The organism is Streptomyces sp. PsTaAH-124 (assembly GCF_000373685.1).
GTDB classification, from domain to species: Bacteria; Actinomycetota; Actinomycetes; order Streptomycetales; family Streptomycetaceae; genus Streptomyces; species Streptomyces andamanensis.
The window spans coordinates 84,765-110,572 of the sequence record NZ_KB892160.1; the positions used below are offsets into that span (position 1 = coordinate 84,765).

The following is a 25,808-nucleotide window of genomic DNA, read 5'->3' on the forward strand; positions in this document are numbered from 1 at the left end:
GCGGTCACAGAGTGGTTGAGACCTCTTGTCGTCGCGTTCATGGAGTACCTAGCCTCCGTGGTGTTGTGCAGAGCAAAACCGCCATTGCATATGTTGCAACACTGACCGGAGGAACCGCTCCATGAAGCTCTCCGCAAGACTCCCCGGCCGACTGGCCCTGCTGGCCGCCGCGGCCGTCGTCGCCGCCACCGCCTGCGCCCCGCAGACCTCCGACAACTCCTCCTCCGGCAAGGACGAGAAGTCCGGCACCGTGCGCCTCTGGATGTTCCAGGAGGTCAACAACAAGCCGAAGGAACAGGTGGTCGCACAGGTCCTCGCCGACTTCCGCACGGCCCACAAGGACACGAAGGTCACCGTCGAGTACATCCCCGTGGAGACCCGCGCCCAGCGGATCAAGGCCGCCTTCAACGACCCGAAGAGCGCCCCCGACGTCATCGAGTACGGCAACACCGACACCGCCGGCTACGTCAAGGACGGCGGACTCGCCGACGTCACCGCCGAGTTCGGCGCCTGGAAGGAGGCCAAGGACACCGACCCCACCGCCCGCACCTCGGTCACGGTGGACGGAAAGGTCTACGGAGCCCCGTACTTCGTCGGCGTCCGCGCCCTGTACTACCGCACGGACGTCTTCCGGGAGCTGAACCTCCAGCCGCCGAAGACCCTGGACGAACTGGCCCGCACCGCCAGGAAGATCCGGTCTCAGAAGCCCGGCCTGTACGGCCTCGCCGTCGGCGGCGCCTACACCTACGGCGCCATGCCGTTCATCTGGGCCAACGGCGGCGCCCTCGCCACCGGCCAGGGCGGCTCCTACGCCTCCGCGATCGACACCCCCGCGGCCCGCAAGGGCATCGAGCAGTACACGGACCTGTTCGGCGACGACAACTGCCCCGCCGCCAAGTGCGCCGGGATGACCGGCAACGACACCATCACCGCCTTCGCCGCGGGCAAGGCCGCCATGGCGGTCGGCGGCGACTTCAGCCACCAGGCCGTGGAGGCGGGCAAGGCCAAGGGCAAGTACGCGGTCGTGCCGCTGCCGGGCGTCAAGGCCGGCTCCATCGCCCCCGCCTTCGCGGGCGGCAACAACATCGGCGTGCTCAAGAGCACCGCGCACCGCAGCCTCGCCGTGGACCTGATGGAGCGGCTCGCCTCGAAGAAGACCCAGGCCCAGACGTTCGACGCGATGGGCTTCCTGCCCACCTTCACGGACGTGCGCCGGGAGGTCGCCGCGAAGAACCCCTTCGTGAAGCCCTTCGTCGACACCCTCGCCGCGGGCACCGAGTTCGTGCCGGCCTCGCCCGCCTGGGCGCAGATCGACTCCTCGCTGGTGCTGCCGACCATGTTCCAGGAGATCGTCAGCGGCAAGAAGGACGTCGCGGCCGCCGCCGGGGACGCCGCGAAGAAGATGAACGACGCGTTCGGCTCCGTCGGATGACCGCTTCGCCCACGAGCCCGCAGGGCGTGGTGCGCGGACGGCCGCGGGCGCTCCGCGGCCGCCCGCGCGGCGCCCCGCGCCCCGGCGGGCGCGCCGTCACCCCCTGGCTGTATCTCGCCCCCGCCCTCGTCGTCCTCGGCGGACTGCTCGTCTACCCCGTCTACCAGCTCGGCCTGATCTCCTTCCTGGAGTACACCCAGGCCCAGGTCAGCGGCGGACAGCCGGCCACCTTCCAGGGCCTGGGCAACTACGCCGAACTGTTCGGCGACGACCAGTTCTGGCGGGTCCTGCTGGCCACCGTGGTGTTCGCGGCGGCCTGCGTGCTGTGCACCCTCGCCGCCGGCTGCGCGCTCGCCGTGCTCCTCACCCGGGTGCGCGCCGTGCCGCGGCTCGCGCTGATGCTCGCCGCCCTCGGCGCCTGGGCGACCCCCGCGGTCACCGGCTCCACGGTCTGGCTGCTGCTGTTCGACGCCGACTTCGGACCCGTCAACAAGATCCTCGGCCTGGGCGACCACTCCTGGACGTACGGCCGCTACAGCGCCTTCCTGCTCGTCCTGCTCGAAGTGGTCTGGTGCTCCTTCCCGTTCGTCATGGTGACCGTCTACGCCGGGATCCGCGCCGTCCCCTCCGAGGTGCTGGAGGCCGCCGCGCTGGACGGCGCCTCCCAGTGGCGGATCTGGCGCTCGGTGCTGGCGCCGATGCTGCGGCCGATCCTCGTCGTGGTCACCATCCAGTCCGTCATCTGGGACTTCAAGGTCTTCACCCAGATCTACGTCATGACGAACGGCGGCGGCATCGCCGGACAGAACCTCGTCCTCAACGTCTACGCCTACCAGAAGGCGTTCGCGTCCTCGCAGTACAGCCTCGGCTCCGCCATCGGCGTCGTGATGCTGCTGATCCTGCTGGCCGTGACGCTGGTCTATCTGCGGCTGCTGCGCCGCCAGGGGGAGGAGCTGTGAGCCTGGTGCGCACCTGGGTGCGCCGCCCCTGGCGGCTCGCCGCCGAGGCGTCGGCGCTGCTGATCGCGGCCGTGGTCGCCTTCCCGCTGTACTGGATGGTGCTGAGCGCCTTCAAACCGGCCGGGGAGATCGAGTCCGCCGAACCGCGCCCCTGGACGGCGTCCCCCTCCCTGGACTCCTTCCGACGGGTCTTCGGCCAGCAGGAGTTCGGCCGCTACTTCCTCAACAGCCTGCTCGTCGCGGGCACCGTGGTGATCGCCTCCGCGCTGATCTCGTTCCTGGCGGCGACCGCCGTCACCCGGTTCCGCTTCCGCTTCCGGACCACCCTGCTGATCATGTTCCTGGTGGCCCAGATGGTGCCCGTGGAGGCGCTCACCATCCCGCTGTTCTTCCTGATGCGGGACTTCGGCCAGCTCAACACCCTGGGCTCGCTGATCCTGCCGCACATCGCCTTCTCGCTGCCGTTCGCGATCTGGATGCTGCGCGGCTTCGTCAAGGCCGTGCCCGAGGCCCTGGAGGAGGCCGCCTACCTCGACGGCGCCGGCCGGGCGCGCTTCCTGTGGCAGATCCTCTTCCCGCTGGTCTTCCCCGGACTCGTGGCGACCAGTGTGTTCTCCTTCATCTCGACCTGGAACGACTTCCTGTTCGCGAAGTCCTTCATCATCAGCGACACCTCCCAGTCGACGCTGCCGATGGCGCTGCTGGTCTTCTACAAGCCCGACGACCCCGACTGGGGCGGGGTGATGGCCGCGTCCACGGTGATGACGATCCCGGTACTGATCTTCTTCGTACTCGTACAACGACGACTCGTCTCCGGCCTCGGCGGAGCGGTAAAGGACTGACGTGATGGACGTGATCCCCCAGCCAGGGCGTGCGACGGCCGACGAGGAACGCTTCCTCGAACTGGGCCCGGACACCACGGTGTCGGCGGGCGAGGGCACCGGGCGCACCGAACGCTGGCTGCGCACCGCCCTCGGCGCCGCCACCGGACTGCCGCTGGCCCCCGCCCCGGCCGGTGACGACGGCACCCTGCGCCTGCGCCTGGACGACACCGTCGCCCGCGACCTCGGGCCCGAGGGCTACCGCCTGACGGTCACTGAGCGGGGCGCCGACCTCGCGGGCGGCGGCCCCGCCGGGCTCTTCTGGGGCGCCCAGACGCTGCGCCAGCTCCTCGGCCCGGCCGCCTTCCGGCGCGCGCCGCTGCCCGGCGGCCGCTGGCGGCTGCCGCTCACCGAGATCGAGGACACCCCGCGCTTCCGCTGGCGCGGCGTGATGCTGGACGTCGCCCGGCACTTCATGCCCAAGGACGGCGTCCTGCGCTACCTCGACCTGATGGCCGCCCACAAACTCAACGTCCTGCACTTCCACCTGACGGACGACCAGGGCTGGCGCGTCGAGATCAAGCGCTACCCGGAGCTGACCGCCACCGGCTCCTGGCGCTCCCGCACCAAGTACGGCCACCGGGCCTCCCCGCTGTGGGAGGACAAGCCGCACGGCGGCCACTACACCCAGGACGACATCCGGGAGATCGTCGCCTACGCCGCCGAGCGGCACATCACCGTCGTCCCCGAGGTGGACGTACCGGGGCACTCCCAGGCCGCCATCGCCGCCTACCCGGAGCTCGGCAACACCGACGTCGTCGACACCGCCGCCCTCGGCGTCTGGGACGACTGGGGCGTCAGCAAGAACGTGCTCGCCCCGACCGACGCCACCGTGCGCTTCTACGAGGGCGTCTTCGAGGAACTGCTCGACCTCTTCCCGCCGGACGCCGCGCCGTTCTCGGACTTCTTCCACATCGGCGGCGACGAGTGCCCCAAGGAGCAGTGGCGCGCCTCGGCCACCGCCCAGGCCCGCATCAAGGAGCTCGGACTGGCCGACGAGGACGAGCTCCAGTCCTGGTTCATCCGCCACTTCGACACATGGCTCGCCGCGCGCGGACGCCGGCTCATCGGCTGGGACGAGATCCTGGAGGGCGGCCTCGCCGAGGGCGCGGCCGTCGCGTCCTGGCGCGGCTACGCGGGCGGACTCGCCGCCGCGCGCGCGGGACACGACGTCGTCATGTGCCCCGAGCAGCACGTGTACCTGGACCACCGGCAGGATGGCGGCGCCGACGAACCCGTACCGATCGGCTTCGTCCGCACCCTGGAGGACGTCTACCGGTTCGAGCCGGTTCCGGCCGGTCTGGAACCGGAGTTCACCGGCCATGTGCTGGGCACCCAGGCCAACCTGTGGAGCGAGGTGATGGACAGCCCCGCGCGCGTGGACTACCAGGCCTTCCCCCGGCTGGCCGCCTTCGCGGAGGTCGCCTGGAGCGCCCTGCCCGCTCCGGAGCAGCGGGACTTCGCCGGGTTCGAGGAGCGGATGACGGCCCACTACCGGCGTCTGGACGCGCTGGGGGTCGGCTACCGGCCGCCCGCCGGACCGCACCCCTGGCAGCGCAGGCCCGGCGTCCTGGGGCGGCCGATCGACGGCCCGCCGCCGGTCAGGTAGCGGGCGGCGGCCAAGGCCGGGCGGGGGTGCGGTGCGGGCGGCGTGGCCGTCCGTACCGCACCGCCGTGTCGCCGTACCGTCCGTGCCGTCCGTCTGTCTCGAACTGGCGGCGGAAATACACCGCAAGTGTCAGCGAACACCGGTAATTCGCTCGCATCGGTGATCCCGCGCCAAAACGGACCCGGCCCCCGATGAGGTGGGCGAACGCCTCCGCGCGGACCCGTGTCCGCGAGCCCTGCGAAGATGTGCCAGAGTTGCCACGTCCGCCCTGTCAGGCCGTACCGTACGGCAGCACGGGTGGGACCAGTGGGGCAGCGGGAAGGGGCAGCCGGTTTGACCACGCACGCACCACAGGCGGCGCAGGCCGTCACGCTGCCCACGACGCTCGACGAGGCCGTGGCGGCACTCGCGGCCATGCCCGCCGCCGTGCCCGTGGCCGGCGGCACCGACCTCATGGCCGCCGTCAACTCCGGGCAGCTCAGGCCCGCCGCGCTGGTCGGCCTCGGCCGGATCAGCGAGATCCGCGGCTGGCAGTACCAGGACGGGCACGCGCTGCTCGGCGCCGGTCTCACCCACGCGCGGATGGGCCGTCCCGACTTCGCCGCCCTGATCCCGGCGCTCGCCGCCGCCGCCCGCGCCGCCGGACCGCCGCACATCCGCAACGCCGGGACCCTGGGCGGCAACATCGCCTCGGCCGCCCCCACCGGGGACGCGCTGCCGGTGCTGGCCGCCCTGGAGGCGACCCTGATCGTCGCGGGTCCGGACGGCGCCCGCCGCGAACTCCCGGTCTCGCACCTGCTGGCCGGTGTGGAGATGCTCCGCGGCGGCGAACTCATCGGCTACGTACGCGTCCCGCTGCTGCACGCGCCGCAGGTCTTCCTCAAGGCGACCGGCCGCACCGGCCCCGGCCGCGCGGTCGCGTCCGTGGCGCTGGTCCTCGACCCGGCCCGGCGCGGGGTGCGCTGCGCGGTGGGCGCCATAGCGCCGATGCCGCTCAGGCCGCTGGACGCCGAGCAGTGGGTGGCCTCGCTCATCGACTGGGACAACGGCCGCGCGATCGTCCCGGAGGCGCTGGACGCCTTCGGCGAGTACGTGGCCGCGGCCTGCATCCCCGACCCGGTTCCGGCCGAGGACGGCTCGGTGCAGCAACTGCCGCCCGCCGTACTGCACCTGCGGCGGACCGTCGCCGCACTGGCCCGACGAGCACTGGGGAGGGCGCTGTCGTGACCGACGACCAGCACGGACAGGGCACGCCTCACGGCGGCGGCCGGTGGGACCCGCTGCCGCAGGGCGACTACGACGACGGCGCCACCGCGTTCGTGCAGCTCCCCGAGGGCGGTGTCGACGCCCTGCTGGCCGCCGACAGCCCGCTCGCCGCGCCCGGCCACGGCTATGTGCCGCCGCAGATAACGGTCACCGCCGCCCCGGCCGAGGCCACCGACCCGGCGGCCACCGGCACCTGGGCGGTGCCCGGCGTGCCCGCCCCGGGGGCGGGCTGGCCCGACCCGAACGCGGTGCCCCGGCAGGACGAGGGCACCGGCGGCGACCCGGGCGCGGGCGCCCCGTACGCCTACCGGCCGGACGCGACCCAGCAGTGGAACTTCCAGGAGGACCACGGGCATCAGGAGCACCCGGGCCACCACCAGGAGGCGGCGGCGCGGGGAGCGGTGCCCGGACACGATGTGACCGGGCAGTGGTCGATTCCGGTGGCCGGGGGTGACATCCCGGACGAATCCGGCGAGTTCACCACGTCGGCCCTCATCGAGCAGTGGGGCGGCACCCCGCCGGCCACCCTGCCCGGCGGCGCCCCCGCCCCCTGGGCCACGGAGGGCGCGGGCCAGCCGTGGGGCCGGACCGCGCAGGAACCCGCCCCGCCGCAGCCCTACGAGAGCGACGACCGGCCCTACGGGGCCGACCGGCCGTACGAGAGTGACCAGCCGTACGAGGGGGGGCAGGCGTACGGGAGCGACCCGTCCGGGCACTCGTACGGAGCCGGTCTCCCGGCCCCGGCGCCGGAGCACCCGACGACCGACCACCCGGGGGCTGCTTCCGGGCATCCGGGGCACCCCGGGCATCCTGCGCCGACCGAGGCGGCGGTACCGGAGGCACCGGCGGAGGACCCCGCCGAGGCACCGGAGGCCACGGGTCCCACGCGGCCCGCGCAGCCCACCGGAGCAGGCCACCCGGCCGAGCCCGCCGCCGGACAACTCCCCGAGGAGACCCCGGCGGAGGACGGCGAAGGCCCCGTGGAGGCCGCCGAGGGCGCCACCGAGCCGCCCGCGTCCCCTGTCGCGGCCGAGGACGCACCCGCCGCTTCCCGGGCCGCCCAGGAGCCGCCCACGGCCCCGGAGGACACCCCCGCCCCGGCGGCCGAACCCGCCCCCGGCCCCGACACGGCCCCCGACGCCACGGACCCTGGACAGACCGGACCGGCCGAAGCGACCGGAACGACCGAGGCGGATGCGGACGCGGCCGCGACCACGGAGGCGGCCCCCGAAGCCGCCGAGCCCGAGGACGGCCCCGGCACCGACACCCCCCACCCCGGGACGGCGACCGCACCGGACCCGCAGGGCCCGCCCCCCGTGCCGCCGCAGGACGAACACCCGCTCGCCTCCTACGTGCTGCGCGTCAACGGCGTGGACCGTCCCGTCACCGACGCCTGGATCGGTGAGTCGCTGCTCTACGTGCTGCGCGAGCGGCTCGGCCTCGCGGGCGCCAAGGACGGCTGCTCGCAGGGCGAGTGCGGCGCCTGCAACGTGCAGGTGGACGGCCGCCTCGTCGCCTCCTGCCTGGTGCCCGCCGTCACCACGGCCGGCAGCGAGGTCCGTACCGTCGAGGGCCTGGCCGCCGACGGGCAGCCCTCGGACGTGCAGCGGGCGCTCGCGCGCTGCGGCGCGGTGCAGTGCGGCTTCTGCGTGCCCGGCATGGCGATGACCGTGCACGACCTGCTGGAGGGCAACCCGGCCCCGAGCGAGCGCGAGGCCCGGCAGGCCCTGTGCGGCAACCTGTGCCGCTGCTCGGGCTACAAGGGCGTCCTGCGGGCCGTCGAGGAGGTCGTCGCCGAACGCGAGGCACAGGCCGCGGCGGAACACGCGGCGGCCGAGTCCGCGGGCGCGGACCACCGCACCGCGCGGCACCCCGCCGACGGCGGCGGCGCCCCGGACACCGACGAGCCCCGCATCCCGCACCAGGCGGGCCCCGGAGCGGGCGGCGTCCACCCGTCCGCCTTCGACACGCCCGACACGCACGGACACCCGCGCCCGCACCCGGACCCGCAGGGCCACGGCGAGGCGCACGCCCCGCACGAACCACCGCACGACACGCACGATCCGCACCACCCGCACGACCCCTACGGCCAGGACGGAGGCCAGGCGTGAGCAACGACGCCGGCACCGCTGCCACCGCTTCCGCCGCCTCCGCCGCGGAGACCGCGTCCGCGCCGGAGCCGCTGCCGCACGGGATCGGTTCCTCGCTGCCGCCCGCCGACGCCCGCGCCAAGACGGAGGGCACCTTCCCGTACGCGGCCGACCTGTGGGCCGAGGGCCTGCTGTGGGCGGCCGTGCTGCGCTCACCGCACCCGCACGCGCGCATCGTGTCCATCGACACCCGCCACGCGCGCGAGATGCCCGGTGTCCGCGCTGTCGTCACCCACGAGGACGTGCCCGGCAGCCCCCTGTACGGCCGGGGCCGGGCCGACCGGCCGGTGTTCGCCTCCGACGTCGTACGCCACCACGGCGAGCCCATCGCCGCCGTCGCCGCCGACCACCCGGACACCGCGCGGATGGCCGCCGCCGCTGTCATCGTCGAGTACGAGGTGCTCGATCCGGTCACCGACCCCGAGCAGGCGTTCGAGGCCGAACCGCTGCACCCCGACGGCAATCTGATCCGGCACATCCCGCTGCGCCACGGCGACCCGGAGGCGGCCGGAGAGGTCGTCGTCGAGGGTCTGTACCGCATCGGCCGCCAGGACCCGGCGCCCATCGGCGCCGAGGCCGGGCTCGCGGTGCCCCGCCCGGACGGCGGCGTCGAGCTGTACGTGGCCTCCACCGACCCGCACGCCGACCGGGACACGCTCGCCGCCTGCTACGGCCTGGCGCCCGACCGCGTCAAGATCGTCGTCACCGGTGTGCCCGGCGCCACGGCCGACCGCGAGGACCAGGGCTTCCAGCTCCCGCTGGGCCTGCTGGCGCTGCGCACCGGCTGCCCGGTGAAGCTGACGGCGACCCGCGAGGAGTCCTTCCTCGGCCATGTCCACCGCCACCCCACCCTGCTGCGCTACCGCCACCACGCCGACGCCGACGGGCGGCTGGTGAAGGTCGAGGCGCAGATCCTGCTGGACGCGGGCGCCTACGCCGACACCTCCGCCGAGGCCCTGGCCGCCGCCGTGTCCTTCGCCTGCGGCCCGTACGTCGTCCCGCACGCCTTCATCGAGGGCTGGGCGGTACGCACCAACAACCCGCCCTCGGGCCATGTACGCGGCGAGGGCGCCCTCCAGGTGTGCGCCGCCTACGAGGCGCAGATGGACAAACTGGCCAGGAAACTCGGCGTCGACCCGGCCGAACTGCGCCTGCGCAACGTGCTGGCCACCGGCGACGTGCTGCCCACCGGCCAGACGGTGACCTGCCCGGCACCGGTCGCCGAACTGCTCCAGGCCGTACGGGACCAGCCGCTGCCGCCGCTGCCCAAGGACACCCCCGAGGACGAGTGGCTGCTGCCCGGCGGCCCCGAGGGCGCGGGCGACCCGGGCGCGGTGCGCCGGGGCGTGGGCTACGGCCTGGGCATGGTCCACATGCTCGGCGCGGAGGGCGCCGACGAGGTGTCCACGGCCACCGTGAAGGTCCACGACGGCGTCGCGACCGTGCTCTGCGCGGCCGTCGAGACCGGCCAGGGATTCACCACGCTCGCCCGGCAGATCGTCCAGGAGACGCTGGGCGTCGACGAGGTGCACGTGGCCCCCGTCGACACCGACCAGCCCTCGGCCGGAGCGGGCTGCCGCGGCCGCCACACCTGGGTGTCGGGCGGCGCGGTGGAACGGGCGGCGAAGATGGTCCGCACCCAGCTCCTCCAGCCGCTGGCGCACAAGTTCGGCATGTCCACCGAACTCCTCCAGATCGCCGACGGCAAGATCACCTCCTACGACGGCGTGCTGTCGACCACGGTCACCGAGGCAATGGAGGGCAAGGAGCTGTGGGCCACGGCGCAGTGCCGCCCGCACCCCACGGAACCGCTGGACGAGTCGGGCCAGGGCGACGCCTTCGTCGGCCTCGCCTTCTGCGCGATCCGCGCGGTGGTGGACGTCGACATCGAGCTGGGCTCGGTGCGGGTGGTGGAGCTGGCCGTGGCCCAGGACGTCGGACGCGTCCTCAACCCCGCGCAGCTGGCCGCCCGGATCGAGGCGGGCGTCACCCAGGGCGTGGGCATCGCCCTCACGGAGAACCTGCGCGCCCCGCGCGGCCTGCTCCGCCACCCCGACCTCACGGGCTACGCCCTGCCCACCGCCCTGGACACGCCCGACATCCAGATCGTGCGCCTGGTCGAGGAACGGGACGTCGTGGCCCCCTTCGGCGCCAAGGCGGTCAGCGCGGTCCCGGTCGTCACCTGCCCGGCGGCGATCGCCTCCGCCGTGCGCGCCGCCACCGGCCGCCCGGTCAACCGCCTGCCGATCCGCCCCCAGGCCGCGGTCGTCACCGGCGGGTGACCACCCGTTCCCCGGGTGTTTCCCCAGGCCGGGGGCGTTGTCAGTGGTGCGGCGTAGTGTGCTGGGCAGTGGGGAGGACGGCTACCGCGATCCGACCCGCACCGGCACACACGGAAGCACGGAAACACGGGACACGGGGGACAGATGAGCACGACCGGCGCCGCCACCGCGGTGATCACCCTGCCCGAGGCCGCCCTCGACCCGTACGTCACGCACGCGCCGACCCGCCACCGGCTGACCGGCCCCGGCCTGCCGGCCGACAGCGCGTACCTGACGTTCGCTCCGCTGCGCCGCGACGGCCTGCGCACGGTGGCCGACTCCACCGGCGACCCCGACGGACTCGACGCCGAGCTGCGCGACCAGTTGGTGATAGGCGGTCTGCTGGGCCCCGGCGGTCTGGAGGCGGACACGCTGCTGCTGGACGGCGGCACCGGCGAGGTCTCCACGACGTTCTTCCTGCACGACCGCCCCGACCTGATGGACGCCAGCCCGCTGGCGCCGTCCCTGGACGCCCTGGTCCGCTTCGCCGCGGTCACGGAGGAACTGGCGGGCCTGCGCGGCCAGTTCGCCTCCTACGCCGGACGGTACGGCCCGGAGGCGGTGGCGGAGGCGTCCCGTCAGCTCCTGGCCGTGTTCGAGGAGGGCACGGACGGCGAGGTGCCGCCGTTCTGGAAGGCCGCCGCCCTCATCCGCCCCCTGGCCCTGATCGCGGGCCCCGGCACCCGCTCGGGCCTCGCCCTCGACCTGCCCGCCCGCCTCCTGGAGACGGAGTTCGGCCCCGGCCGCGTCGCCCGCTTCGAGGACGTCGACTTCCCCGCCGCCCTCACCCACGAGCCGACCCGCCGCTTCCTGCGCGAGACGGGCCTCCCCGAGGACGGCATCCTCTTCCAGCTGGACACCGACGTCCCCCTGCCCACCCTCACCGAGCACCACACCGACGCCGGCCGCCCGGCCCTGCCGCCCACCGGACTCCCGGTCCCCGCCGACCGCCTGATACGCCTCGGCCACCTCGTCGCCGACCACAGCCTGGTCGTCGACGGCGCCACGGGCACAGTCTGGAACTGGAGCGAACCGGAAGCCCTGCTCCGCCCGCTCAACACGGACGTCTCCACCCTCGCCTACACCCTCTGGCTCCTGCACCGCGAGAAGCAGATCGACGCCGACCTCGACGCCGAACTCACCACCGACGCCTACGACCAGCTCGCGATGCTCATGATCCAGGCCCTCACATCCATCGACCCGACGGGCACCACCCCGGACACCGACTGGCACTACTGGACAGAAATGTTCCAGGACGAGGCAGGCGGAGTCCTGTGACCCTCCACCTGCCCCGCCCTCATCCGGAGGCCGTGGCGGGAATCGAACCCGCGTAACTCGCTTTGCAGGCGAGTCCCTCAACCACTCGGGCACACGGCCGGGTCGGCGGGGCCGTGAGGCGGGCCGCCGTGTCGGTGTGACGACCGTAGGGCGGGTGGGGCGGGGGACTCAAGGGGAGAGGCGGGGGTGCAACGGGACTGCCATACGGCGTTCATGAACGGGGGAGGGCGGCGCGCGGGGTCGTACGACCAAGGTCCCGTCGCGGGGGCGACTCCGGACAGGGGTCAAAGCGGGCTGTGCACCTTACGCTGGCGACCATGACCGCCCTCGAACCACGCGACGCCGATGTCGCCGACACCCCTGGCAGATCCGAGACGCCCGCTCCGCCGTCCGTACGGGAGGCGGCGGAAGGGTCGGTGCTGGGCCGGGCCCACCGGGCGCTCAGTATCGGGATCGTCTCCGTCGTGCTGCTGATCGCCTTCGAGGCGACCGCCGTGGGCACGGCCATGCCGGTCGCGGCGCGGGAACTGCACGGGGTGCCGCTGTACGCGTTCGCGTTCTCGGGGTACTTCACGACCAGCCTGTTCGGGATGGTGCTCGCCGGGCAGTGGGCGGACCGGCGCGGTCCGCTGGCCGCGCTCACCACGGGCATCGGGGCGTTCGCCGCCGGGCTGCTGCTCGCCGGTACCGCGGGCACGATGTGGGTGTTCATCCTGGGCCGGGCCGTCCAGGGCCTGGGCGGCGGACTGGTGATCGTCGCGCTGTACGTGGTCGTCGGCCGGGCCTACCCCGAGCGGCTGCGTCCGGCGATCATGGCGGCGTTCGCGGCGGCCTGGGTGGTCCCCTCGATCGTCGGGCCGCTCGCCTCCGGCGCGGTGACCGAACACCTGGGCTGGCGCTGGGTGTTCATCGGCATCCCCGTCCTGGTGGTGCTCCCGCTGGCGATGGCCCTGCCGCAGATACGCCGCCGGGCCTCGGGCCCGGTGCACGGTCCCGGCCCGGTGAAGGGGGACAGCGAGGGCACGGACCGGGGCGCCGCGGCCTTCGACGCCCGCCGCATCCGGCTCGCCCTCGTCCTCTCCCTCGGCGCGGGCCTGCTCCAGTACGCGGCCCAGGACCTGCGCTGGATCTCGCTGCTCCCGGGTGCGGCGGGCGCCGCGCTGCTGGTGCCGGCCGTGCGCGGGCTGCTGCCGCACGGCACCTGGCGGGCGGCGCGCGGTCTGCCCTCCGTGGTGCTCCTGCGCGGCGTGGCCGCCGGGTCGTTCATCGCCGCCGAGTCCTTCGTGCCGCTGATGCTCGTCACCCAGCGCGGCCTGTCCCCGACCCTGGCCGGGTTCTCGCTCGCCGCGGGCGGGGCCACCTGGGCGCTGGGCTCGTGGGTGCAGTCCCGGCCGGGCCCGGCGGCCTACCGGGAGCGGCTGATGACGCTCGGCATGGTGCTGGTCGCGGCGGCCATCGCCACCGCGCCGAGCGTGCTGATCCACTCCGTCCCGGTGTGGACGGTCGCCGTCGCCTGGGGCTTCGGCTGCTTCGGCATGGGTTTGGTGATCTCCTCCACCAGCGTGCTCCTGCTGAAGCTGTCCGCCCCCGAGGAGGCCGGCGCCAACTCCGCGGCCCTCCAGTTGTCCGACGCCCTCTCCAATGTGCTCCTGCTCGCCGCGGGCGGCGCCGCCTTCGCCGCGCTGGGCGGCGGCACGGTGGCCCACACCACGGCGGCGGCCACCGGCACCGCCGCCCACCCCGCCGCCTTCGCGGCGGTCTTCCTGCCGATGGCGGGGGTGGCGCTCGCGGGCGCGTGGGTGACGCGGCGGCTCCGGACCCCCGACGGCACGGACGGACACCACATCACGGCCGATCTCACGGCCGATCTCCCGGATGACGTCACGGATGATCTGTGACCCGTGTCGCACCCGCCCCCGGTGGGGTGTCGTCGGCTCAGGGCCGGGGTGAGGACACCGGTAGGGTGGCCCGGTTGTCATACGTAGCCGAGCCCCGAGCCCCGAGCACAGCGAACCGGAGACCGTGACTACCACCACCGCCGCCGCCTCCCATCACCTCTCGCCCGCCTTCCCCGGCCGTGCCCCGTGGGGAACCGCCAGCAAGCTGCGTGCCTGGCAGCAGGGCGCGATGGAGAAGTACCTCCAGGAGCAGCCGCGCGACTTCCTCGCCGTCGCCACCCCCGGCGCCGGCAAGACCACCTTCGCGCTGACGCTCGCCTCCTGGCTGCTGCACCACCACGTCGTCCAGCAGGTGACCGTGGTCGCGCCCACCGAGCACCTGAAGAAGCAGTGGGCGGAGGCCGCCGCACGCATAGGCATCAAGCTGGATCCCGAGTACAGCGCGGGACCGCTGGGCCGCGAGTACCACGGGGTGGCCGTCACCTACGCCGGTGTCGGCGTCCGCCCCATGCTGCACCGCAACCGCGTCGAGCAGCGCAAGACCCTCGTCATCCTCGACGAGATCCACCACGCCGGAGACTCCAAGTCGTGGGGCGAGGCCTGCCTGGAGGCGTTCGAGCCGGCCGCCCGGCGGCTCGCGCTGACCGGTACGCCGTTCCGCTCCGACACCAACCCCATCCCCTTCGTCACGTACGAGGAGGGCAACGACGGCATCCGCCGCTCGTCCGCCGACTACACCTACGGCTACGGTTCGGCGCTGGGCGACGGCGTCGTCCGGCCGGTCATCTTCCTCTCCTACAGCGGCAACATGCGCTGGCGCACCAAGGCGGGCGACGAGATCGAGGCCCGGCTCGGCGAGCCGATGACCAAGGACGCCGTCAGCCAGGCGTGGCGCACCGCGCTCGATCCGCGCGGCGAGTGGATGCCGTCCGTGCTGCGCGCCGCCGACCAGCGGCTCACCGAGGTCCGCAAGGCCATCCCGGACGCCGGTGCGCTGGTCATCGCCTCCGACCAGGACTCCGCGCGCGCCTACGCCAAGCTGATCCGCGAGATCACCGGGGAGGGCGCCACCGTCGTCCTGTCCGACGACACCGGCGCCTCGCAGCGCATCGACGACTTCAGCCACGGCGACGACCGCTGGATGGTCGCCGTGCGCATGGTGTCCGAGGGCGTCGACGTGCCGCGGCTCGCGGTCGGGGTGTACGCGACGACGATCTCCACCCCGCTCTTCTTCGCCCAGGCCGTCGGCCGTTTCGTACGGTCCAGGCGGCGCGGCGAGACCGCCTCCGTGTTCCTGCCGACCATCCCCGACCTGCTGACCTTCGCCAACGAGATGGAGGTCGAGCGCGACCACGCCCTCGACAAGCCGAAGAAGGAGGGCGAGGAGGACCCCTACGCCGAGTCCGAGAAGGAGATGGACGAGGCGAACAAGGAGCAGGACGAGGACACCGGCGAGCAGGACATGCTGCCGTTCGAGGCGCTGGAGTCCGACGCCGTCTTCGACCGGGTCCTCTACGACGGCGCCGAGTTCGGCATGCAGGCCCACCCGGGCAGCGAGGAGGAGCAGGACTACCTCGGCATCCCGGGACTGCTGGAGCCCGAGCAGGTGCAGATGCTGCTCCAGAAGCGGCAGGCGCGGCAGATCGCGCACAGCCGCAAGAAGCCGGACGACGAGGCGGATCTGCTCGAACTGCCCGCCGAGCGGCGCCCGGTGGTGACCCACAAGGAGCTGATGGAGCTGCGCAAGCAGCTCAACACCATGGTCGGCGCCTACGTCCACCAGAGCGGCAAGCCGCACGGCGTGATCCACACCGAGCTGCGCCGGGTGTGCGGCGGCCCGCCGAGCGCGGAGGCCACCGCCGGACAGCTGCGCCAGCGCATCGCCAAGGTGCAGGAGTGGGCGACCCGGATGCGCTGACGGCACCGGTGCGCCGGGGGCCGGAAGACGGACCGTGGGGCCCCGGGGGCGTGTGAGGGATGTGTGCAGGCGGGTGCGGTACGTATCGGGACGAACGCGAGCAGTTTGTTTCGGTCGTTGACCGGATTCTGGACGGAGCCTTCCGCTCAGCGAACCGGCTTCGCTACTGTCCCGCTACGCACACGCCCCGTGGCAGCGCCGCCGCGGAGCGCAGCCGTGAAGCGACCGGGTCCGGGACCGCCCCCCGACCCGCCGGCCGATCGGCGGCCTCTGTCGCGCGTCACTGACGGGACTCGGTGACGCCCCGCCGCGATGAGCGCCGCCGACCTCACCACTGAAGGAGTGGGCGTCGTGACCGCGGAGACATCCCAGACGCTCGACCGGGGACTGCGGGTCCTCAAACTGCTGGCCGACACGGACCACGGGCTGACCGTCACCGAGCTGTCCCAGAGACTGGGCGTGAACCGGACCGTCGTCTACCGCCTGCTCGCCACCCTCGAACAGCACGCGCTGGTCCGCCGCGACCTGGGTGGCCGGGCCCGGGTCGGACTCGGGGTGCTGCGGCTGGGCCGCCAGGTGCACCCGCTGGTGCGCGAGGCGGCGCTGCCCGCACTGCGGTCGCTGGCCGAGGACATCGGGGCGACCGCGCATCTGACGCTGGTGGACGGCGCGGAGGCGCTCGCGGTCGCCGTGGTCGAGCCGACCTGGACCGACTACCACGTGGCCTACCGGGCCGGTTTCCGCCACTCCCTGGAGCGGGGCGCCGCGGGCAAGGCGATACTGACCGCCCGCCGCCAGCCGTCGGCCGAACCCGGCTACATCCTCACCCACGGCGAACTGGAGGCGGGCGCCTGCGGTGCCGCCGCGCCGCTGCTCGGGGTGACCGGCGTCGAGGGCAGCGTGGGGGTGGTGATGCTCGCCGACGCGGTGCCCGAGCGGGTGGGGCCGCGGGTGGTGGACGCGGCCCGTGAGGTGGCCGAGGCTCTCAGATGAGGGTGCCGCGCGGTCGCGTAGATTGATTCCGTGCTCTCTCGCCTCACACGCCCCCAGGCCCTCACCGTCTGCGCGTTGCCCGTCGTGGCCCTGATCGCCACGGCGGTCTTCGCGCCGCTGCCGTTCTCGGTGGCGCAGCCGGGGTCGACGGCGGATGTGCTCGGCAGCTACAAGGGCAACCAGGTGATCACCATCTCCGGGGCGCCCGTGCGCGGCACGACCGGGCAGCTGCGGATGACGACGATCGAGGCGACCGGTCCGGACGCGCGCATCTCGCTGAGCGAGGTGATCGACGGCTGGTTCGCCACCGACCGCGCGGTCATGCCGCGCGACGCGGTCTACCCGAGCGGCGACACCGTACGGCAGATCGAGCAGCACAACGCCGCGCAGATGAAGGAGTCGCAGGACTCGGCGACCCAGGCGGCGCTGAAGTACCTCGGCAGGTCCGGCGAGAAGATCGACGTCAAGCTCGACCTCGCCAACGTCGGCGGTCCCAGCGCGGGGCTGCTGCTCTCCCTGGGCATCGTCGACAAGCTGCACGGCGCCGGCGGCGGCGCCGATCTCACCGGCGGCCGGACGATCGCGGGCACCGGCACCATCACCCCCGACGGCACGGTGGGCGCGGTCGGCGGGGTCGGCCTCAAGACGCAGGCCGCGCGGCGGGACGGCGCCACGGTCTTCCTGGTGCCCAGGGCCGAGTGCAAGGACGCCGGGGCGGAACTGCCGAAGGGGCTGCGCCTGGTCCCGGTGACCACGCTGAAGGGCGCGATCACCGCCCTGACCGCCCTGCGCGAGGGCAAGGAGTCCGCCGTACCGAGCTGTTAGCCGGCCGTACCGAGCTGTCAGGCCGTCACGGCGCGCGGGGCGGGGGAGGCCGTGGCCAGGCGCAGGCCGACCTCCACCAGGGTCCAGCCGAGCCAACCCCTCAGGTCACGGGGCTGCCGCTGACGTGCGCTGTCGGCCAGCCGGTCGGCGTCGGCCTCCGCGTGGAGTGCGGCGGCGCGGTCGTGGTGCAGGGCGAGGTGGATCTCGGAGTGCATCGGGCTGCCTCTCAGGCCGTACGGGTGGGGAGGACGTGCGTGTGGATGCGGATCTGCTCGCTGTCCGGGGTGTTCTCCTCCGGGGCCAGGACCCGGTAGCTGTTCAGGAGCGCGTGCATCTTCTCGATGAGGTCGCGGGCGAGGTCGGGCGTCAGGCGCAGGGTCCAGTCGCTCATGTCCGAGGCCCGGCTCCAGCTCTCGCCCCAGTCGTTCCTGGTGGCGAGCCAGGTCGCCAGTTCCTGGGTGTGGTGGTTGGCGATCCCGTGCAGGAACACGTCGGCGGCGCCGCGCACGGTCGGGTCGGGGTCCTCGAGGAGCTGTTCGTCGAAGCTCACGCCGTCGTGCGCCGCCCGCCACCAGCGCTCGCGGCCCTTGCCGTGCTCGGGCGCGTCCTCGATGAAGCCGTGCGCGGCGAGCTGGCGCAGGTGGTAGCTGGTGGCACCGCTGGACTCGCCCAGCTTGGCGGCGAGCTGGGAGGCGGTGGCGGGGCCGCCCTGGCGCAGCGCGGTGAGCAGCTGCATCCGCAGGGGGTGGGCCAGCCCGCGGAGCGTCCGGGCGTCGAGGCGGCGGACTTCGGGCTGTTCGGGTCCAGGCAGTTCGGGTTCCGGCATGCGTACAAAGATAGCCTTGCAAAGGAACCCTTGCAAGGACTTCTTTGCAACTAAGTCTTTGTACGGGTGACTCGTTGTCCGGGCTCTCCCGCTGGACGCGGTCTCCCGGCTGGACGCGGTCTCCCGGGGGCCCGGGACCGGGCCCCCGTCGGGTCACTCCTCCGCCGCCTGCTCCACCAGCGGGATGATCCGCATCGGCACCGGGTTCTCCATCACGATCGCCGTGGAGGCGCGGACGATGCCCTCGATGCCCACCACCCGGTCGATCACCCGCTGGAGGTCGGCGTTGGAGCGGGCCACGAGACGGCACAGCATGTCGCCGGTGCCGGTGGTGGTGTGCAGCTCCAGCACCTCCGGCACGGTCGCCAGATGCGCCCGCACCCCCGCGCCCTGCCCCTGCCGGATCTGGAGCGTGGCGAAGGCGGTGACCGGATAGCCGAGCGCCGCCGGGTCCACCTCCGGACCGAAGCCGCGGATCACCCCGCCCGAGCGCAGCCGGTCCAGCCGCGCCTGCGCCGTCCCCCGCGCCACCCCCAGCCGCCGGGACATCTCCAGCACACCGATCCGCGGCTCGCGCGCCAGCAGCACGATGATGCGGCCGTCCAGATGATCGATCGCCATCAGCCCGCCTCCCGGTGGTCATCCTGTACAGAAAGCCCGACGTCACCGGGCATTCACTGGTCACCTTGCCCAGCGATTGTGCGAACTATTGCGCACCTTGCGGAGCCGGGTGACGCTTCGCCTATGACGCAGACCACACAGCACACTCCCGACGCGACCGCACGGCAGGCCGACCCCTTCCCGGTCAAGGGAATGGACGCGGTCGTCTTCGCCGTGGGCAACGCCAAGCAGGCGGCGCACTACTACTCCACCGCCTTCGGCATGACCCTGGTCGCCTACTCCGGACCGGAGAACGGCAGCCGCGAGACCGCGAGCTATGTCCTGGAGAGCGGCTCCGCCCGGTTCGTGTTCACCTCCGTGATCAAGCCCTCCACCCCCTGGGGCAACTTCCTCGCCCAGCACGTGGCCGACCACGGCGACGGCGTCGTCGACCTCGCCATCGAGGTCCCGGACGCGCGGGCCGCGTACAGCTACGCCGTCGAGCACGGCGCGCGCTCGGTGACCGAGCCGTACGAGCTGAAGGACGAGCACGGCACGGTCGTCCTCGCCGCCATCGCCACCTACGGCGAGACCCGGCACACCCTGGTCGAGCGCAAGGGCTACGACGGCCCCTACCTGCCGGGCTTCACCTCCGCCGAGCCCATCGTGGCGCCGCCCGCCCAGCGCTCCTTCCAGGCGGTCGACCACTGCGTCGGCAACGTCGAACTCGGCCGGATGAACGAGTGGGTCGAGTTCTACAACAAGGTCATGGGCTTCACGAACATGAAGGAGTTCGTGGGCGACGACATCGCCACCGAGTACAGCGCGCTGATGTCGAAGGTGGTGGCCGACGGCACGCTCAAGGTCAAGTTCCCGATCAACGAGCCCGCCATCGCCAAGAAGAAGTCCCAGATCGACGAGTACCTGGAGTTCTACGGCGGTGCCGGAGTCCAGCACATCGCGCTGAACACCAACGACATCGTGCACACGGTCCGCCAGATGCGCGCCGCCGGAGTCCGCTTCCTGGACACCCCGGACTCGTACTACGACACCCTCGGCGAGTGGGTCGGCGACACCCGGGTGCCCATCGACACCCTGCGCGAGCTGAAGATCCTCGCCGACCGCGACGAGGACGGCTACCTGCTCCAGATCTTCACCAAGCCGGTCCAGGACCGCCCGACGGTGTTCTTCGAGATCATCGAGCGGCACGGCTCCATGGGCTTCGGCAAGGGCAACTTCAAGGCCCTGTTCGAGGCGATCGAGCGCGAGCAGGAGCGCCGCGGCAACCTCTGACCGCACCGCACCCGCACCGCACCCCGCAACGGCGAGGCCCGGCCGTCCGTCCCGGCGGCCGGGCCTCGCCGTCTCCGGGAGACGCCCCGCCCCGGCCGGTGCCCGGCGCGGGCCTATCCGGTGGCGTCCGTCGCCACCTCCACCCCCGCGGGCGCCTCCGCCGCCACCGGCTCGCCCAGCTCCGCCAGCGCCCGGCCCGCCTCCGGCGCCCGGAGGGGGGAGAAGGCCGGGGCGGTGCGCAGCGCCTGCTCCAGATGGCGGCGGGCCGGTCCGGTCAGCCCCAGCTCCGCCTCGATGGCCCCCCGGTGGAACTCGTACAGCGCGTCGCGCACCCCGCCCCCCTGCGCCTCCTCCGTCGCCGTCGTCGCGAACTCCAGCGCCTCCTGGTCCTGCCCCGCCCGGTGCAGCGCCCAGCCCAGCGCGTCGGCCACCGCCGTGCCCGGCTGGCGCCGCCACTCCTCGCGCAGCCCGCGCACCGCCTCCTCGGGATCCCCGTGGTCCGCCTCCAGCCGCCCGAGGACCAGCGCGGTGTCCACCCCGGCCGCCTCTTCCTGCCCGGCCCGCTCCCGCACCCGCTCGTACTGCGCCTCGGCCGGTCCGTCCTGCCCCAGCGACTCGTACAGCTCGCCCAGTTCCAGCAGATGCTCCGGGCGCGGCCGGTCGCCCAGCGCCCGCCGGTAGGCGGCCACGGCCTCCGCGGACCGGCCCAGCGAGGCCAGCGTCCGGGCCCGCCCCGCCAGGGCGTCCCGCCGGGCCGGGTCCAGGCGCAGCGCCGCCGTGAAGGAGCGCTGTGCCTCGTCGAGATCGCCGCGCTCCCAGGCGTAGCGCCCGGACTGCTCCAGGTACGCGGCCCGTTCCGCCGGCCCGGTCGCGGCCGCCACCGCGTCCGTGAGCTGGGCCGCCGCGTCCTCGCGCCAGCCGCGGTCCCGGTAGACGGCCGCGGCCCGCGCCCGCGCGGCGGGGGAGTGGTCCGCCTTCAGTGACTGCTCCAGATAGCGGCCGACGGCCTTGTGGTCACCCATCCCGGTGCAGGCGTCGATCAGCAGCGCGTACGTCGCCCCGCGCCCCGGCGCCAGGGCCAGCGCCTGCTGGGCCCAGGTGCGCGCCGCGGGGAAGTCCCGCCGCTCGACGGCCAGCGCCGCCAGGGCGGTGGTCGCGTCCGCGTTGTGCTCCGGGCTCAGCCGCAGCGAGGTGCGCAGCGCCCGTTCGGCCGCCGGGAGGCCGGCCGGGTCCGCCGTGTGCCGCGCCCGCTCGACGTACGCCGCTCCCAGCACCGCCCACGCCCGCGCGTCCGCCGGGTGCGCCCGTACCCGGCGCTCCCGGTCGGCGATCAGCTCCGTCAGACCGGGCAGCGCGGCGGGCACCCCGGCCGTCACCGCGTCCAGCGCCGCCCGCGTCAGTCCGGCCGCCCGTGCCGCGCCGGGCGCCCCGGGCGCGGACGGCCGCAGCGCCGGGCGCTCCGCGGGCCGCGCGAGCAGGACCGCGCCCGCCGCACCGCCCAGCACGGCCAGCGCGACGAGGATCCGTGCCGCCGTCCGGCGCGCCGGGCGTCCCCCGCGCGCCGGGTGAATGGCCGGGGCCGGGTCCGGGGCCGGGTCGGGGGTCCGTGCAGGCTTCTCCATGGCGCACACTGTGCGCCGGTGCGCCCGCGCACGCCCGGCGCGACCCGGCGGCGGCGCCGAGGGCCACCCGGCGGGCGCAACCCGCCGCCACCGAGCAGGGGCACCGGGCAGGGGCACCGGGCAGGCCACCCGGCGGGCGGAGGGATCGCGTCCACGGGGTTCCCACCGGTCGCCGCGGGTGTCACGCTGTGATCATGAGCCGTATCCAAGCCGCACCCGACGCAGTGGAGGCCAACCTCACCGACCGGCTCCTCGCGGGCCTGCCGGCCGAGGCGGTCCTCACCGATCCCGACGTCACCGCCTCCTACGCCCAGGACATGGCGAGCTTCTGCCCGTCCGGCGCCCCGGCCGTCGTCGTCCTGCCGCGCACCGTGGAACAGGTCCAGCACGTCATGCGGACCGCCACCGAGCTGCGCGTCCCGGTCGTCCCGCAGGGCGCCCGCACCGGCCTGTCCGGCGCGGCCAACGCCTCTGACGGCTGCATCGTCCTCTCCCTGACCAAGATGGACCGCATCCTGGAGATCAACCCCGTCGACCGGGTCGCGGTCGTCGAGCCCGGCGTCGTCAACGCCACCCTCTCCCGCGCGGTCAACGAGTACGGCCTCTCCTACCCGCCGGACCCCTCCAGCTGGGAGATGTGCACCATCGGCGGCAACATCGGCACCGCCTCCGGCGGCCTGTGCTGCGTGAAGTACGGGGTCACCGCCGAGTACGTCCTCGGCCTGGACGTGGTGCTCGCCGACGGCCGCCTGCTGTCCACCGGCCGCCGCACCGCCAAGGGTGTCGCCGGGTACGACCTCACCCGGCTCTTCGTCGGCTCCGAGGGCTCGCTCGGCATCGTCGTGCGGGCCGTCCTCGCGCTCAAGCCGCAGCCGCCGCAGCAGCTCGTGCTGGCCGCCGAGTTCTCCTCCGCGAGCGCCGCCTGCGACGCGGTGTGCCGGATCATGGAGGGCGGCCATGTGCCCTCCCTGCTCGAACTGATGGACCGTACGACGGTCAAGGCCGTCAACGACCTGGCCCGCATGGGCCTGCCGGAGACCACCGAGGCGCTGCTGCTCGCCGCGTTCGACACGCCCGACCCGGCCGCCGACCTCGCCGCCGTCGGCGCGCTGTGCGAGGCGGCCGGCGCCACCCAGGTCGTCCCCGCCGACGACGCCGCCGAGTCCGAACTGCTGCTCCAGGCCCGCCGGATGTCGCTGACCGCGCTGGAGGCGGTCAAGGGCACGACGATGATCGACGACGTGTGCGTGCCCCGCTCCCGGCTCGGCGAGATGCTCGACGGGGTCGAGCGGATCGCCGCGAAGTACGGGCTCACCATCGGTGTCTGCGCGCACGCCGGTGACGGCAACACCCACCCGACCGTCTGCTTCGACGCCCGGGACCCGGAGGAGTCGCGGCGCGCCCGCGAGTCCTTCGACGAGATCATGGCCCTCGGGCTGCGGCTGGGCGGCACCATCACCGGCGAGCACGGCGTGGGCGTCCTGAAGAAGGAGTGGCTGGCGCGCGAGATCGGCCCGGTCGGGGTGGAGATGCAGCGGGCCGTCAAACAGGTCTTCGACCCGCTGAACCTCCTCAACCCGGGCAAGCTGTTCTGACCGCCGCCCGGCCCCCGTCCGCCCCGCTCGCTCTTCCCGCTCCTCCGGCTCACTGAGCGAGCAGTCCGGCCAGCCCCGCGTCGATCCCGAGCTGCTCGCCCTCGCTGCCCGGCGGCACCACCCGCAGGGTGCGCTCCAGCCACGACGACACCTGCGCGGAGGGCGCCTCCAGCAGCGCCGTACCGGACGGCGAGCTGAGCGCCATCAGCACCACGCTGCGGCCCTCCGCCTTCGACGGCCACACCCGTACGTCGCCGTGGCCGCACGGCCGGAACACCCCCTCCACCAGCAGATCCCGGGCGAACGCCCAGTGCACCGGCTGACCGGAGTCGACATGGAAGTCGATGTGCACGGCGTACGGATCGGCGGTGCGGTAGGAGAGCCGGGCCGGTACGGGGATCCCCCGCTCGGGCGACAGGATCAGCCTCAGCTCCAGCTCGCGCTCCACCACGGTGTGTCGCATGGTTCTCGTCCTCTCCACTCATGACGCGTGTCGCGTACGGCCCCGGATGCGGGCCCGCACGGGAGAGAGGCGGCCGGACGCCGGGCATTACGCGGGTCCGCGAAACTTTTTCCGCGCCCGTCCGGGGGAGGAGGGGGGGCGGCGCCCGGCTCCGGGAGGTGACGCACATGTACGAGGGAGTGCCCGGAAAGGGGTGGGTCCGGCGGGACGGGCCGTGCCGGGTGCGCCGGTCTGATAGATGTGGAGGCCCCCAAGACGACCCCCGAGCAGATACGGGACGACGGACATGAGCGCCCCAACCCCCGCACCAGGCGACGACAGGCCCCGCGAGGGGTACTACCCGGACCCGTCCATCCCCGGATACGTCCGGTACTGGAACGGTTCCTCCTGGGTGCCGGGCACCAGCCGGCCGGCCCCCGCCGACGGCGAGCCGCTCAGCCCGCCGCCCGGCGCGCGGCCCGCCGCGTCCGCGACCCCGGAGGTCGAGGAGACGGGCCCGCACTTCTTCGACGAGGACCCGCCCCCGGCGGCCGCCCGCCCGGAACCGGCGGCCGCGCCGTGGACCGCCGGCCCGGATCCGCACCCCCGGTGGACCGCACCGGCCGGCCCCGACCCCCGGGTCGCCCACACGAACTCCCCTGCGGGGGAGGGCGATCGGGGCCAGGGCCAGTTGCAGGGCCAGTTGCCGGGGCAGGGGCAGGGCGGTGGCGCCGCTCCGGCACAGGACGGCGGCGGATCCGCCGGTACGTTCGTGTTCCGGCGGCCGACCGCCGCCGACGCCCCGGCCGGTCCCGCCGGTCCGGCCGATGCTGCCGCCCCGGCTGCTCCCGCCGGTCCCGGCATCCCCGGGCCGGGCGGTCCCGTGGACGACGGCACCATGACCTTCCGGCCCGTCCCGCGCTCCGGCCCGTCTCGGGCCGCGTCCGGGCAGCCCTCCGTGCCCGCCCAGGGCGCCCACGACCCGGCTCCCGCACAGGCACAGGTCCAGCCGCAGGGTCCGGTCCAGCCGCAGGGCCCGGTGCGCGCCCAGCCCCCGAGCCCGGCACAGGCAGCAGGGCCCGCCCCGGCGCACGTACCCGCCCCCGCGTCACCCTCGCCTGCCCCCGCTCCGTCGGCGCCCGTCGCCCCCGCGGCGCCGCTGCCCCACCAGGCCGCAGCGCCCCCGCACGCCGCCGCGGTGCCCGGCTCGCTTCCCTCCCCGGTGGCCGGTGGCCCCGGTGGCGGCCAGGCGTCCTGGGCGCAGCAGGTGCACCAGCTCGCGGGAGCGGGGACCGGAGCGGGCCCCGGCGCGGCGGCCGGGGAGCAGCCCGTGGCGCCCTGGAAGCCGCCGGTGGAGGACGTGTTCCAGGCCGCGGCGCGGCGACAGGCGGCGGCCCGGCCGGCGGGCCTCGGCAAGCGGCTGGCCGCCCGCCTGGTCGACACCGTGCTCCTCGCGGGCGTCACCGCCGTGGCCGCCGTGCCGCTCGGTACCCGGGCCGTCGACCATGTCGACGCGAAGATCGACGCGGCCAAGCTCACCGGGCGCACGGTCACCGTCTGGGTGCTGGACGGCACGACGGCGGCGTACCTCGGTGTCGTCCTGGCCGTCCTGCTGCTCGCCGGTGTCCTCTACGAGGTGCTGCCCACCGCCAAGTGGGGCCGCACGCTCGGCAAGAAGCTCTGCGGACTCCAGGTGCGGGACATCGAGGGCCATGAGCCGCCGTCGTTCGGCCCGGCGCTGCGCCGCTGGCTGGTGTACAGCGTGCCCGGACTCCTGGGCGTGGGGATCGTGGGCGTCCTGTGGTGCCTGTTCGACCGGCCGTGGCACCAGTGCTGGCACGACAAGGCGGCGCACACCTTCGTGGCGGACTGACCCGGCCCCGGGCCGCGGGCGCCCACG

Annotated in this window: 20 protein-coding genes and 1 tRNA gene; 15 read left to right on the forward strand and 6 right to left on the reverse strand. The window is 74.0% G+C overall.

Features of this window, described 5'->3' with window-relative positions; all coding sequences use genetic code 11:
• Positions 1–121 precede the first annotated feature (121 nt).
• From B086_RS0106195 to B086_RS0106230, 8 genes are all read left to right on the forward strand, one after another.
• Positions 122–1,432 (forward strand): extracellular solute-binding protein, encoded by a 1,311-nt coding sequence (locus B086_RS0106195; RefSeq protein ID WP_018565538.1) that lies wholly within the window; start codon positions 122–124, stop codon positions 1,430–1,432.
• Complete coding sequence (locus tag B086_RS0106200; protein WP_026252154.1) at positions 1,429–2,391, forward strand: carbohydrate ABC transporter permease; 963 nt, start codon at positions 1,429–1,431, stop codon at positions 2,389–2,391. The genes B086_RS0106195 and B086_RS0106200 overlap by 4 nt, the downstream gene beginning before the upstream one ends.
• Positions 2,388–3,233 (forward strand): carbohydrate ABC transporter permease, encoded by an 846-nt coding sequence (locus tag B086_RS0106205; RefSeq protein ID WP_018565540.1) that lies wholly within the window; start codon positions 2,388–2,390, stop codon positions 3,231–3,233. The genes B086_RS0106200 and B086_RS0106205 overlap by 4 nt, the downstream gene beginning before the upstream one ends.
• 4 nt (positions 3,234–3,237) lie before the next feature.
• Positions 3,238–4,881 (forward strand): beta-N-acetylhexosaminidase, encoded by a 1,644-nt coding sequence (locus B086_RS0106210; protein WP_018565541.1) that lies wholly within the window; start codon positions 3,238–3,240, stop codon positions 4,879–4,881.
• Between the two features lie 333 nt (positions 4,882–5,214).
• On the forward strand, positions 5,215–6,108 hold the full coding sequence (locus tag B086_RS0106215; RefSeq protein ID WP_018565542.1) for an FAD binding domain-containing protein: 894 nt from the start codon (positions 5,215–5,217) through the stop codon (positions 6,106–6,108).
• The gene (locus B086_RS0106220) at positions 6,105–8,258 is read left to right on the forward strand and encodes a 2Fe-2S iron-sulfur cluster-binding protein (protein WP_018565543.1); all 2,154 of its coding nucleotides are present in this window, start codon (positions 6,105–6,107) and stop codon (positions 8,256–8,258) included. Before B086_RS0106215 ends, B086_RS0106220 begins: the two co-directional genes overlap by 4 nt.
• Positions 8,255–10,579 carry a xanthine dehydrogenase family protein molybdopterin-binding subunit gene (locus B086_RS0106225; RefSeq protein ID WP_018565544.1) on the forward strand — a complete coding sequence of 775 codons (2,325 nt, stop codon included), beginning with the start codon at positions 8,255–8,257 and terminating at the stop codon, positions 10,577–10,579. The genes B086_RS0106220 and B086_RS0106225 overlap by 4 nt, the downstream gene beginning before the upstream one ends.
• 144 nt (positions 10,580–10,723) lie before the next feature.
• Positions 10,724–11,896, forward strand: coding sequence for an SUKH-4 family immunity protein (locus B086_RS0106230; RefSeq protein ID WP_018565545.1), 1,173 nt, complete (start codon positions 10,724–10,726; stop codon positions 11,894–11,896).
• Positions 11,897–11,923: 27 nt separating this feature from the next.
• On the opposite strand, the gene B086_RS0106235 is transcribed toward B086_RS0106230, so the two are convergent.
• Positions 11,924–11,995 (reverse strand) — tRNA-Cys (locus B086_RS0106235).
• Positions 11,996–12,213: 218 nt separating this feature from the next.
• On the opposite strand from B086_RS0106235, the gene B086_RS39285 reads away from it, so the two are divergent.
• From B086_RS39285 to B086_RS0106255, 4 genes are all read left to right on the forward strand, one after another.
• Positions 12,214–13,794, forward strand: coding sequence for an MFS transporter (locus tag B086_RS39285; protein WP_051115771.1), 1,581 nt, complete (start codon positions 12,214–12,216; stop codon positions 13,792–13,794).
• 124 nt (positions 13,795–13,918) lie between these two features.
• Positions 13,919–15,712 carry a DEAD/DEAH box helicase gene (locus B086_RS0106245; RefSeq protein WP_018565547.1) on the forward strand — a complete coding sequence of 598 codons (1,794 nt, stop codon included), beginning with the start codon at positions 13,919–13,921 and terminating at the stop codon, positions 15,710–15,712.
• 351 nt (positions 15,713–16,063) lie between these two features.
• The gene (locus B086_RS0106250; RefSeq protein WP_018565548.1) at positions 16,064–16,705 is read left to right on the forward strand and encodes an IclR family transcriptional regulator; all 642 of its coding nucleotides are present in this window, start codon (positions 16,064–16,066) and stop codon (positions 16,703–16,705) included.
• 30 nt (positions 16,706–16,735) lie between these two features.
• Positions 16,736–17,530 (forward strand): S16 family serine protease, encoded by a 795-nt coding sequence (locus B086_RS0106255; RefSeq protein WP_026252155.1) that lies wholly within the window; start codon positions 16,736–16,738, stop codon positions 17,528–17,530.
• Between the two features lie 17 nt (positions 17,531–17,547).
• On the opposite strand, the gene B086_RS0106260 is transcribed toward B086_RS0106255, so the two are convergent.
• From B086_RS0106260 to B086_RS0106270, 3 genes are all read right to left on the reverse strand, one after another.
• Positions 17,548–17,745: a hypothetical protein gene (locus tag B086_RS0106260; protein WP_018565550.1), complete on the reverse strand. Its 198-nt coding sequence runs from the start codon at positions 17,743–17,745 to the stop codon at positions 17,548–17,550.
• Between the two features lie 11 nt (positions 17,746–17,756).
• Positions 17,757–18,356: an ArsR/SmtB family transcription factor gene (locus tag B086_RS0106265; protein ID WP_018565551.1), complete on the reverse strand. Its 600-nt coding sequence runs from the start codon at positions 18,354–18,356 to the stop codon at positions 17,757–17,759.
• Between the two features lie 153 nt (positions 18,357–18,509).
• On the reverse strand, positions 18,510–18,977 hold the full coding sequence (locus tag B086_RS0106270) for an Lrp/AsnC family transcriptional regulator (protein ID WP_018565552.1): 468 nt from the start codon (positions 18,975–18,977) through the stop codon (positions 18,510–18,512).
• A gap of 123 nt (positions 18,978–19,100) precedes the next feature.
• Here B086_RS0106270 and hppD point away from each other — a divergent pair, with 123 nt between their 5' ends.
• Positions 19,101–20,249: a 4-hydroxyphenylpyruvate dioxygenase gene (gene hppD / locus B086_RS0106275; protein ID WP_018565553.1), complete on the forward strand. Its 1,149-nt coding sequence runs from the start codon at positions 19,101–19,103 to the stop codon at positions 20,247–20,249.
• A gap of 113 nt (positions 20,250–20,362) precedes the next feature.
• On the opposite strand, the gene B086_RS0106280 is transcribed toward hppD, so the two are convergent.
• Positions 20,363–21,871: a tetratricopeptide repeat protein gene (locus tag B086_RS0106280; RefSeq protein ID WP_018565554.1), complete on the reverse strand. Its 1,509-nt coding sequence runs from the start codon at positions 21,869–21,871 to the stop codon at positions 20,363–20,365.
• 188 nt (positions 21,872–22,059) lie between these two features.
• On the opposite strand from B086_RS0106280, the gene B086_RS0106285 reads away from it, so the two are divergent.
• Positions 22,060–23,466: an FAD-binding oxidoreductase gene (locus B086_RS0106285; protein WP_026252156.1), complete on the forward strand. Its 1,407-nt coding sequence runs from the start codon at positions 22,060–22,062 to the stop codon at positions 23,464–23,466.
• Positions 23,467–23,515: 49 nt separating this feature from the next.
• On the opposite strand, the gene B086_RS0106290 is transcribed toward B086_RS0106285, so the two are convergent.
• A complete protein-coding gene (locus B086_RS0106290; RefSeq protein WP_018565556.1) occupies positions 23,516–23,929 on the reverse strand; it encodes an SsgA family sporulation/cell division regulator in 414 nt (137 codons plus the stop codon).
• Between the two features lie 286 nt (positions 23,930–24,215).
• Between B086_RS0106290 and B086_RS0106295 the strand changes: the two genes are divergently transcribed.
• Entirely contained in the window at positions 24,216–25,781 is a 1,566-nt protein-coding gene (locus B086_RS0106295) for an RDD family protein (RefSeq protein WP_026252157.1), read from the forward strand.
• Positions 25,782–25,808: the final 27 nt, after the last annotated feature.

Bases quoted from the DNA above. Each gene is read 5' to 3' on its own strand.
- B086_RS0106195 (WP_018565538.1), top strand. From the start codon at position 122: ATGAAGCTCTCCGCAAGACTCCCCGGCCGACTGGCCCTGCTGGCCGCC.
- B086_RS0106200 (WP_026252154.1), top strand. From the start codon at position 1,429: ATGACCGCTTCGCCCACGAGCCCGCAGGGCGTGGTGCGCGGACGGCCG.
- B086_RS0106210 (WP_018565541.1), top strand. From the start codon at position 3,238: ATGGACGTGATCCCCCAGCCAGGGCGTGCGACGGCCGACGAGGAACGC.
- B086_RS0106230 (WP_018565545.1), top strand. From the start codon at position 10,724: ATGAGCACGACCGGCGCCGCCACCGCGGTGATCACCCTGCCCGAGGCC.
- B086_RS39285 (WP_051115771.1), top strand. From the start codon at position 12,214: ATGACCGCCCTCGAACCACGCGACGCCGATGTCGCCGACACCCCTGGC.
- B086_RS0106260 (WP_018565550.1), bottom strand. From the start codon at position 17,745: ATGCACTCCGAGATCCACCTCGCCCTGCACCACGACCGCGCCGCCGCA.
- B086_RS0106265 (WP_018565551.1), bottom strand. From the start codon at position 18,356: ATGCCGGAACCCGAACTGCCTGGACCCGAACAGCCCGAAGTCCGCCGC.
- B086_RS0106270 (WP_018565552.1), bottom strand. From the start codon at position 18,977: ATGGCGATCGATCATCTGGACGGCCGCATCATCGTGCTGCTGGCGCGC.
- hppD (WP_018565553.1), top strand. From the start codon at position 19,101: ATGACGCAGACCACACAGCACACTCCCGACGCGACCGCACGGCAGGCC.
- B086_RS0106280 (WP_018565554.1), bottom strand. From the start codon at position 21,871: ATGGAGAAGCCTGCACGGACCCCCGACCCGGCCCCGGACCCGGCCCCG.
- B086_RS0106290 (WP_018565556.1), bottom strand. From the start codon at position 23,929: ATGCGACACACCGTGGTGGAGCGCGAGCTGGAGCTGAGGCTGATCCTG.
- B086_RS0106295 (WP_026252157.1), top strand. From the start codon at position 24,216: ATGAGCGCCCCAACCCCCGCACCAGGCGACGACAGGCCCCGCGAGGGG.